Origin of the sequence: Archangium sp. (assembly GCF_036388035.1) — a bacterium.
Classification (GTDB): domain Bacteria; phylum Myxococcota; class Myxococcia; order Myxococcales; family Myxococcaceae; genus Archangium.
Genome location: NZ_DASVSO010000722.1, coordinates 1 through 9817, shown reverse-complemented (window position 1 = coordinate 9817; position 9817 = coordinate 1). Strand labels below are relative to the sequence as shown.

The window sequence follows — 9817 nt, the reverse complement described above, 5'->3', positions numbered from 1 at the left end:
TGCCCTCCTTCGTGGTCACCCTGGCCGGGCTGCTCGGGTGGCAAGGCGCGCTGCTGTACGTGCTGGGAGAGACGGGGACGGTCAACCTCAGCGATGACGTGCTCATCGCGCTGGCGGGGACCTTCTTCGAGCCGGGCATCGCCTGGACGGGGACGGTCCTGGCCATCGCCCTTCAGGTGACGGTGGTGCTGCTGGGACGAAGGCGGCGGGCGGCGGCGGGGCTGCCGCTGGTGCCCTGGCGCGGCACGCTGGTGGGCGTGGTGGCGCCCTCGGCGGTGCTGGTGGCGGCGATGACGGTGTTCACGCTCGACCGTGGGCTGCCCCTGGCGGTGGTCCTCTTCGTGGGCCTGGCACTCGCGCTGGAGTTGGTGCTCCGGCACACCCGGTTCGGGCGTCACCTCTTCGCGGTGGGCGGCAACGCCGAGGCCGCGCGGCGAGCGGGCATCTCGGTGCCGGGCATCCGGGTGGCCGTCTTCACGCTGGCGTCGACGCTGGCGGCGGCCGGAGGGATTCTCGCGGGCTCGCGCCTGATGGCCGTCAACCAGTCCTCGGGCAGCGGGGATGTGCTGCTCAACGCCATCGCGGCGGCGGTCATCGGAGGCACCAGCCTCTTCGGTGGGCGAGGCTCGGCGTGGTCGGCCCTGCTCGGCGCGCTGGTGATTGGCTCCATCTCCAACGGCATGGACCTGTTGGCGCTCTCGTCCTCGGTGAAGTTCATGGTGACGGGCGGAGTGCTGCTGGTGGCCGCGTCCATCGACGCGCTCTCACGCCGGGGAAGGCAGGCCGCGGGCCGCGCATGAGTCTGGGCCGCCCGAGTGCTGGCCGAGCAAGTTGCCATGCTCAATCCAGTTCCCGACCAAGTCGCGCAGAACACGGGCCTCGACGAGTTCGGCAAGAAGGCGACCGGCCTGTTCGAGACGGCGATCGCCGAGATGGCTACACGCCCGCCTACGACGGCAACCGCACCTCGAAGCTGGACCTGATCCAGCTCGCCAGCAATTGTAGTCGCTTCGCGTCTGCGCAGCATCCAAGGGCCTCGCTCGCACGGCGTTGAGCGGGGCCTTTGTCTTTCCGCCTCGCCCGGTGACTACTTGGGCATCACCCCGAAGGCCTTGAGCATCGCCACGGCGATACCCATGAGGCTCTCGCCGGCGATGAAGCCCGAGCTCACCGGCAGCACCGTGGCGTCGGCCAGCTTCGGCTTGAAGCGGCGCAGGCCCTCGGCGATGGCCGCGCCGATGAAGAAGGCGATGGAGCTGGCGCCCGGAATCACGATGGCCAGTCCCAGGCCCGACGCGGACGGGATGAACGCCTTGGCCTTCTTCGGCGCCCAGCGCTCGAGCAGCACCAGCGCCACGCCCAGCGCCAGGCCGCACACCGCGCCCACCCGGGCCGACGAGTGCAGCGAGCTCACCCCGTTGACGAGCATCTTCGACACGCCCGCCCACACCAGCGACGCGGGCGCCGGGAACTCCTCGGTGCCCAGCACGTCCGCGCTCGGCACCAGCAGGTTGAAGGCCGGCACCACCACCGCCGCCCCAGCCACCACGCCGAAGAGCTGCGCGATGAACTGCTTGCGCGGGTTGGCGCCCAGCAGCCAGCCCGTCTTGAGGCTCGTGAGCAGGTCCGCCGAGTGCAACCCCACGCCGCCCGTGGCGTTGGCGCTCATCACGTTGGCCGCGAGGTTGCCGGGCAGCAGTCCACCGTAGAGGAGCTGCGTCACCGGCCCGAGCGCCTTGGTGGGCGTGGTGTCCGTCTCGCCGGTGACGCGCGAGGCGATGACGCCCATCACCACCGACAGGGGCAGGGCAATCACTCCGGCCCACCACGGAATCTGGAAGAGGTACGCCATCAGCCCCACCACCACCGGGCCCAGCACCAGGAAGCCCAGGGGGAACCAGGTGGGCGGGCACTCGACGTCGGCGAGCGGATCCTTCTCCACCTCGTCCTTCTTCCCGAAGAGGCCCGAGAGCGCCTTGAACGACTTGGCCACGCTGCGCCACTGGAAGGCGAAGGACAGCAGCCCCGAGGCGACGAGCACCGAGGAGCCCGTCCACAGCGACCAGGAGTTGATGGCCTTGTACGTCACCTCCGGGATGACGCCGCGGCTGACCATCTCCGGCGCCAGGAAGCCGTAGGTGAAGATGGCGCCCAGCAGCATGGACCAGCCCGTCTTGAAGCTCACCAGCGCCCCGGCGCCCACCAGCAGCAGGCTCAGGTCGAGCGAGAGCGTCCACGCCCCCGCCGGCTTGCCGCCGATGGTGAAGGGCAGGCTCAGCTTCGAGGGCAGGTTCCACGCCAGCCACGAGGCCTTGGCATCCCGCCAGAAGGCGATGGCGGCCCCCACGAGGCCCGCGAGGCCGAGGTAGCGCGCCTTGCCGCGCGAGGCCTCGTCATGCCCATGCAGCGCCTGGAGCGTCTCGGCGGTGGCAGTGCCCGTGGGGAACGGGAGCTGCTCGATGTTGACGAGCTGGCGCTTGATGGGGATGGCGGCGAAGACGCCCATCGCGGACACCACCGCGAACCACGCCACCAGCCACCCCGTGGACGGCAGCGCCCCGGTGAGCATCAGCAGCGCGGGCACCGCCGCCATGTTGCCACCGCCCGTCATGTACCCCGCCGCCGAGGCCACCGAGCCCACCGCGTTGTTCTCCAGCGCGGTGACCTCCGTCTTCACCAACCCCACGGCCCGCAGGAGGCTGAAGGTGGAGAAGGCGAGGATGCAGGCGGTGATGGTGACGCCCAGACTCCAGCCCGTCTTGAGGATGACGTACAGGTTGGAGAGGCACATCACCGCGCCAATCAGCATGCCGGCGATGACGGCGCGCACGGTGAGCTGGCGCGCCTCCCCCTTGTAGACGTTCTCCAGCCAGTACCGCTCCGGATCCTGGGTGACCGCGGGGTGCGGCTGTTTCGGCTCGGTCTCGGGCGAAATCTTGAGCTGCTGGGGCGAGGGCGAAGCGGACTGGCTCATGGGGGCCGCAACGTTACCGGAACAACCCCTCGGGGACGAGCCTCCTTCGCCCTCGCGACGCCCTGCTCACTCGTGCCCGTGGGCGCCGCCCGGGCCGTGGGCGTGGCCGTGCTCCTTCTCCTCGGCGGTGGCCGCGCGGACTTCACGCACCGTCACATCGAAGTGGAGCGTCTTGCCCGCCATCGGGTGGTTGAGGTCCACCACCACCGAGTCCCCCTTCAGCTCGCGGATGGTGATGGGGATGACGTCCCCGCCCTCCGTCTGCGCCGAGATGGTCACCCCCGGCTGGAGCGGGGCGTTGGGGGGGAACATGTCGCGGGGCACCGTCTGGAGGCCGCGCGGATCATGCTCGCCGTAGCCCTGCGAGGGAGGCACCACCACCTGTTTGGACTCGCCGACGGACATGCCCTCGAGCTGCCCCTCCAGGCCCGGGACGATCATCCCCCGACCATGCATGTAGGCGAGCGGCTGGCCGGGCTCACTCTGGTCGACGACCTTCCCGTCACCGAGGTGCAACCGGTACTCCAACGAGACGACGCTGTCCTTGGACACCTTCATGTTGGCTGCTCCTTCTGTCCTACGGGTATGGGGACGGCACGGCGGCCGAGGCAACCCGAGCCTCCCTGGAAGCTCAGGAGGTAGGCGACTCGGAACGGATCGGGGTGGTCGGGGACTCGGCGTCGAGGGCCGGCTCGCCGCGGGAGACGTAGACGGCGGCGGCCAGGTCTCCCGTCACGTTGAGCGTGGTGCGGCACATGTCGAGGAAGCGGTCCACGCCCAGCACCAGGGCGAGGCCCTCGGGCGGAATCTTGAAGAGGCCCAGAATCATCGCGATGACGGGGATGGAGCCGGCCGGCACGCCCGCGGTGCCAATGCCCGCCAGCACGCAGATGAACATGACCACGGCCTGGTCCGGCAGGCTCAGCTGCACGCCGAACACCTGCGCCAGGAAGAGCACGGTGACGCCCTCGAAGAGCGCGGTGCCGTTCTGGTTCATCGCCGAGCCGGCGGTGAGCACGAAGCGCGCCACGTTGCGCGGCAGCTTGAGGTTCTCCTCGGCCACCTTGAGCGCGGTAGGCAGCGTGGCGCTGGAGGACGCCGTGGAGAAGGCGGTGACGATGGCCAGGCGGCAGTCGCGGAAGAAGGTGAGCGGGTTGCGCCCCCCGAGGAAGCGCACCGACAGCGAGTACACGCCGAACATGTGCAGCCCGAGCGCCAGCAGCACCACGCCCACGTAGGAGGCCACCTGCAGCAGCACGCCCATGCCCAGGCGCGCCATCATGCTGAAGAGCAGCGCCGCCACGCCGATGGGCGCCAGCTTCAGCACCCCGTCGATGAGCTTCATCATCACGTCGTAGAGGCCCTGGATCGTCTCGCGCAGCCGCTGCGCCCCCTCGGTCGGCGTCAGGGCCACGCCCAGGCCGAAGATGAGCGAGAAGACGATGAGGGCGATCATGTCCCCATCCGCCGCCGCCTTCACCGGGTTGTTGGGGATCATCGCGGCGATCAGCGAGGGCACCGAGGTGCTGCTCGGCGCGGGGGCGGCCTGCACCGAGGTGCCCTTCATCGCCAGCGCGCGCGCCTCGTCGCTCAGCCCCACGCCCGGCTTCAGCGTGTTGACCAGCACCAGCCCGATGAGGACCGCGATGCTGGAGACGACCACGGTGTAGACCATGGTCCGCAGGCCCAGCCGGCCGAGCTGCTTCAAGTCCAGCTCGCACACGCCCATCACCAGCGCGGCGAAGAGCAGCGGCACCACCAGCATCAGCAGGGACCGGAGGAAGAGCTGCCCCACCAGCCCGGTGATGTTCGTCACCACCCAGTCGAGCCAGGGCGTACCTCCGGCCGAGAGATTGGCGACGATACCCGCCACCGTGCCGATGACGATGCCCAGGAGCATCTTCTGGTGCTGCTTCATCCGGGAGCCTCTTGCGTGTCGCTGGGGAGACAAACTCCCCTGTGGGGACAGGGGGCCGCTCAGCCTACCGGCGATTCACGGTGGCGGATACCTTGTCGTCGGGGGCGGATGTCTCCGGCTGGACCTCCGCGCCCCGGGCCATCTCGCTCACCGTCTCCTGGAGCCGCCGGGTGACCCGCTCGGCCCACTCGGGCTCCACCTCCAGGCACGCCGACTTGCGTCCCAGCCGCAGTGCCGCCGACGGCATCGAGCCACTGCCCGCGAACGGATCCAACACCCAGTCCCCCGGCCGGCTCCAGGTACGCACCAGGGGCTCCAGCACGGAGAAGGGCTTGTGGTGCGGGTGGTTGCCCCAGCGCGCCGCCTCGGCGTCATCGTCGTAGCCTCCGACGACGGCCCAGACGGTGGGCAGCCCCGATGGATCCAACGGAGGCGCTGGCGTGCGCGAGAGCACGAGGGCCACCTCGTAGACCCGCAGCGTCTGCTCGTTGGCGTTCTTGTCCGTGGTGCGCTTGCCCCAGACGTACTCACCCCGCAGGTGGCTGAAGCCCAGCGCGCGCGCCACCGCGAGGATGGGCTCCTTGCCCAGCAGGTTCGTCCAGATGGCCAGCGTCGCGTCCGGCGTCAGGTGCGCCACCGCGCGCGTCATCCACGCCTCGGTGAAGCTCCGGTAGTCGCGCACCGTCTCGAAGCGCACGATGGGGTTGCGGTCGATCTTCTTGTTCGCGCGGGCATCTCGCAGATCTCCGCCCTTGCGACGCCGCGTGAGCAGGCAGTACGGCGGATCCGTGTGCAGGAAGGAGGCCTTCGCCTCCCCCAGCACCGCTCGATAGCCCTGGGCCTCCCGCGCATCGGCCCGTTGGCAGCGGAAGGACTCGCTCTCGTCGTGAGGATTCATCCGGCGCGCACCCTACCCCAGCCGCCCCGCTTCACCACCGCGCCATGAGCGGCTCGGCCCGCGTGACGGAGCGGATCTGCCCCACGGACACCCGCTCGTGCGACTTGAAGACGGCGAAGTCGTCCCCCCGCTCGGTCACCACGTCCACCACCTCGTCGATGAAGGCCTCGCCCTCGCGCAGGTGGACCGCCACCGGCCGGTGCCGCAGGACCGCCTCCTCGAGCACGTCGATGAAGTCACAGCGACCCACTTCGTCCTGGCATATCCGGGTCATCGCCTCATCACCTCCGGCGCATGCCCTCCGCCGCGCCGCGTCCGGTAAGCGTAATGTCTCCCCAGGCCCCTCGCCCGCCGGAAAGTCCCGAGGGCGCGTCCGCCTCGTCAACCCGCCCCCCAGGTCACGGTGTCGGCGGTTGGCCGCATGTCCGCTCCGGGCTCACCGCTTGCGCCGGCCCGGCTTCGGGGTGCCGAGCCTCCGGGCCTCCGCCACCCAGCGGCCCTGGAGGCGCGCCTCGGTCGCGAGCGACTCGTCCCAGGAGGGCCCGTCCGGCAGCATCCGCTGCGCGTGTTCGAGCATGAGCCGCTCCAGCGCGCGCTCCTCGCACACCCGGCGCAGCTCGTGCGCGTCCAGGCCGCAGGCGGCGAGGTACGCCTCGCGCTCCTTCGGCGGAATGCCCAGGTGCGCCCACCACTCCGCCTCGGCCCGCGTCACCTCCTCGGGGGTGGGAGCCAGGCCGAGCGTCCGCGCCTGGCCCGCGAGCAGGGCCCGTCGCAGCCCCGCCTCGGCCAGCACCGCCGCGTCGGGGGAGGCGTGCAGGGCCGCGAGCACCTCCTCGGAGGGCACGAGCTCCTCCCCCACCGCGCACAGGCCCTCCACGAGGCGGCGTCGGCGGACGTAGGAGGACGGCGCGGCCCGGCCGGTGCTCGCTCGCACGGGGGCTCGCGCTCCCGAGGCGACGAAGGCCGCGGCCGCCTGGATGCAGGCCCGCGCGTCCTCGCGCTTGAGGTCCTCGAGGCCGCCCGAGGCCCATGCATCCCACTTCGCCCGGGTGGCCGGAGGCCAGGCCTCCGTCACCGCCGCCAACACCCGGGGCCAGGTGCGGTCCTGGTAGAAGAGGGCCTCGGCCGCGTCCACCAGCGCCTGGGCCTCGCCAGGGGTGAGCACCCCCGCGCTTTGTGCCCGCCGGGCCGCGTGGCGCACGTTGACGAGCGGCACCGTGAAGGCCCGGAAGCCGTGCTCCCCGTCGGCGTGGAGCAGGGCCACCTCGGAGTCGTCCACCAGCTCGCCCCGGCGGTAGGCCTCGAAGATGTGGCCCACGCCCACCACGCCGTGCTCGACGAGCTCCGCCGCGCGCAGGGCCCCCATGCTGCCTCCGCCGAACACCGCCACCCCGGCATCCAGCGCGGCCAGCAGCTCGTGGTGCCACACGGAGGGCTGCGCCTCGAAGACGCCGTCCACCAGCGCGATGGCCCTCGGGCGCAGGGACAGGGCCCGCCACACGTCGCCCTGACGTGCCGGCGGCAGCACGCGGCAGGGCGCCAGTGCGAGGGCCTCCTCCTCCGGCAGCGAGGGGCCGAGGAAGACGATGAGGTCATCGGGACGGGAGGGGGCCGGACGGCGTTTCACAGCAGCTCCGAGACGCGCAGGCCCGGCACCACCACGCGCACCACGTGGAGTCCGGGGAGAGGGGCATCCAGCTCGACGACGGCGGCCCGGGGAAAGCCCGCCCGAGCGAGCCGGGCCAGCACCTCGCGCACCGCCTCCTCCGGCGAGGACACTTCCTCGGAGAGGTCGGGCATGGACTCGAGGGTCCGCCGCGGGCGCACCTCGGCGCAGGCGGCGGCCAGGGCCAGGGCGGGCTCGCGGTCCGCCGCGGCCACGTCCTCGCGGGCGCCGTGGATGTCGGTCAGGCGGGACTGCGCCGCCTCCAGCAGGGCGCCGAGCAGGGCCTGGTCCCGCCCCAGTGAACACGCGTAGCCGGCCGCCAGGGGCACGGGGCCCTGCTCGCGATCCACGAGCAGCGCCGCGCCCACGGGCAGCCCCGCTGCGCCAGGAGCGCGTGCGCCGGGGGTGAGGTCGAAGAGGTGGACCTCGAAGCCGCGCTGCCCCAACGCCTGGGCGAGCGCCGCCGTACGGGGAGCCCCCTCCTCCAGTCCCGAGGGGCGCAGCATGCGCGAGCGGAGCGCCTCCTCCGTCCACCCGTCCGGGAGGAGGCGTGCGAGCTGGTCACGCTCCGTCGCCTCCAGCAGCGCGTGCAGGAGCGCCCGCGAGCGCTCGGAGTGGGCGCCCGAGCCGTTGCTCGTCCACTGGACGCTCACCGGGCCGAGGGCCGGCGCTCCCGTGGGCGGGCAGTACACGCCCTGGGCCGGAACGAGCACGGACGCGCCCGAGTGCAACTCGGTCGCCTCCCGCCACGCGCACCGCACCTCGCGGCCCCACAGGCGAGGCACGGCCAACGCGCCCCGAGTCCCCAGCGCCTCGGCGCCCCAGGCGGTACGCCCCCGGGCCTCCAGCCCCTCCTGCGTCCCCCAGACGAGCCGCTCCGCGGGCACCGTCTCCGCGGCCCACAACTCCGCTGTCTCCAGGAGGGCCCCGGCCTTCGCGGCCGGGAAGTCCAACCCCTTCCCATTGCACACCTGCAGCACATAGCCGCCCGGACGCACCGCGGCGGCCACCTCCACGCCCGCCCGGTCGAGCCCGGTCACTCGCGCCACCCGGGTGACGCCGAGCGCTCGGGCGAGCCGGTCGAGGAAGGAAGGTGACAAAGGGGTTACAGGAGGGAGGGGCACGGCGGAGCTCGGGGCGGGAAGTGCGTGGGCCTGGCGGCGGGAAGCATGCTAGGGGAGGCCGCGCCCAGGAGGCGGAAGAAGATGCTCGACGTGGGACATGCCGCCCCGGACTTCTCGGGGACCGATTGCCAGGGACGCGCCTTCTCGCTCTCCGCGATGCGGGGACGGCGGGTGGTGCTCTTCTTCTTCCCCAGGGCCTTCACCATCGGCTGTACCGAGGAGACGCGGCACTTCCGCGACAACCACGAGCGCCTCCGAGAGCTGGGAGCGGAGCTGGTGGGCGTGTCGGTGGACACGGTGAAGACGCAGTGCGCCTTCGCCGAGCAGGAGGACATCCACTTCCCGCTGCTGGGCGACGAGGAGCGCGCCATCAGCAAGGCGTATGACGTGCTCTGGCCCGTGCTGAACGTGGATCGGCGCGTCACCTACATCATCGATCCGAGCGGCCACATCGAGACGGTCATCCGCCACGAGGTTCGCGTCTACCGCCACCTGGACGACGTGCTGCGCTACCTGCGGGAGCACCCGCTGGCGGCGGCGGGCGCCTAGGCGTCCCAGGAGCAGTGGTACTCGCAGTGGCCGTTGCCCCGGGCGCGGCACTTCGGGTGGTCGATGCGCACGTCGCGGCCGCCGCTCATCTCGATGGCGCGCTGGTACCAGCCGATGATGGTGAGGCAGTCCGCCTCGGTGACGCTCTCGGCGCCCATCGTGCGCAGCACCGCGGTCTTGGGCCCGATCTTCTCGTACGTGCGCGAGCCCACCGCGTAGTAGAGCCGGTAGATCTCCGGTGCGTGGCTGAGCAGGAAGTGCGGGTCCCCCTTGCGGATGAAGACGTGGTGGGGGCCGTTGAGGTTGTCCTCGGCGGAGGCCCGGCCCATGTCGATGAAGGCCTTGCTCCGGTCCCTGGGCGAGAGCACGTCGGCGATGGCCGCGTCGAGGCGGAGGTTCAGCTCCAGGGAGTACCAGCCGATGGGCATGATGACGCCCTCGAGGAGCTTGCGATCCGCCGCCGGCAGACGTTGCAGCACCTGCTGCATGCGCTCCACGCCGCCCTGACTCTTGAGGCGATTGAGGCGATTGATGAGCACACTGCCCTTGATGCGTGCGGCCGCGCTATCCGTTGCCATGCTGCGTCTCCCCCGTTGGTGCGCCCATTGTGTCAGCCGTGCGAGGTGGGCGGCAACCCGCCCAGGGTGCGTTCGAGTCGTCAGTGTGCGTCGAGCTCGCCCAGACGCTT

Annotated in this window: 11 protein-coding genes; 3 read left to right on the top strand and 8 right to left on the bottom strand. The window is 71.5% G+C overall.

The genetic code is table 11. The features are described 5' to 3' along the window. Window positions 1–800: sugar ABC transporter permease (locus VF697_RS29655; protein ID WP_331100160.1), on the top strand; the 800-nt coding region annotated here is incomplete at its 5' end. 15 nt (window positions 801–815) lie between these two features. Beyond that, window positions 816–983 (top strand): hypothetical protein, encoded by a 168-nt coding sequence (locus VF697_RS29650; RefSeq protein WP_331100158.1) that lies wholly within the window; start codon window positions 816–818, stop codon window positions 981–983. 104 nt (window positions 984–1087) lie between these two features. Here VF697_RS29650 and VF697_RS29645 read toward each other — a convergent pair whose 3' ends face one another. From VF697_RS29645 to VF697_RS29615, 7 genes are all read right to left on the bottom strand, one after another. Then, window positions 1088–2974: an OPT family oligopeptide transporter gene (locus VF697_RS29645; protein ID WP_331100156.1), complete on the bottom strand. Its 1887-nt coding sequence runs from the start codon at window positions 2972–2974 to the stop codon at window positions 1088–1090. Window positions 2975–3040: 66 nt separating this feature from the next. Next, complete coding sequence (locus tag VF697_RS29640) at window positions 3041–3532, bottom strand: peptidylprolyl isomerase (RefSeq protein ID WP_331100154.1); 492 nt, start codon at window positions 3530–3532, stop codon at window positions 3041–3043. Window positions 3533–3605: 73 nt separating this feature from the next. Next, the gene (locus VF697_RS29635; RefSeq protein WP_331100152.1) at window positions 3606–4892 is read right to left on the bottom strand and encodes a dicarboxylate/amino acid:cation symporter; all 1287 of its coding nucleotides are present in this window, start codon (window positions 4890–4892) and stop codon (window positions 3606–3608) included. Between the two features lie 64 nt (window positions 4893–4956). Then, window positions 4957–5790, bottom strand: a complete 834-nt coding sequence (locus VF697_RS29630; protein WP_331100150.1) for a DNA-methyltransferase — start codon at window positions 5788–5790, stop codon at window positions 4957–4959. A gap of 31 nt (window positions 5791–5821) precedes the next feature. Continuing rightward, window positions 5822–6064 (bottom strand): hypothetical protein, encoded by a 243-nt coding sequence (locus VF697_RS29625; protein WP_331100148.1) that lies wholly within the window; start codon window positions 6062–6064, stop codon window positions 5822–5824. A gap of 162 nt (window positions 6065–6226) precedes the next feature. Continuing rightward, window positions 6227–7417 (bottom strand): TfuA-like protein, encoded by a 1191-nt coding sequence (locus VF697_RS29620; protein ID WP_331100147.1) that lies wholly within the window; start codon window positions 7415–7417, stop codon window positions 6227–6229. Further along, a complete protein-coding gene (locus tag VF697_RS29615; protein ID WP_331100144.1) occupies window positions 7414–8556 on the bottom strand; it encodes a YcaO-like family protein in 1143 nt (380 codons plus the stop codon). Before VF697_RS29615 ends, VF697_RS29620 begins: the two co-directional genes overlap by 4 nt. 105 nt (window positions 8557–8661) lie before the next feature. On the opposite strand from VF697_RS29615, the gene VF697_RS29610 reads away from it, so the two are divergent. Next, window positions 8662–9129, top strand: a complete 468-nt coding sequence (locus VF697_RS29610) for a peroxiredoxin (protein ID WP_331100142.1) — start codon at window positions 8662–8664, stop codon at window positions 9127–9129. On the opposite strand, the gene VF697_RS29605 is transcribed toward VF697_RS29610, so the two are convergent. Continuing rightward, window positions 9126–9707 carry a TIGR02265 family protein gene (locus tag VF697_RS29605; RefSeq protein WP_331100141.1) on the bottom strand — a complete coding sequence of 194 codons (582 nt, stop codon included), beginning with the start codon at window positions 9705–9707 and terminating at the stop codon, window positions 9126–9128. The two genes, VF697_RS29610 and VF697_RS29605, sit on opposite strands and share 4 nt — an antisense overlap. Window positions 9708–9817 lie beyond the last annotated feature (110 nt).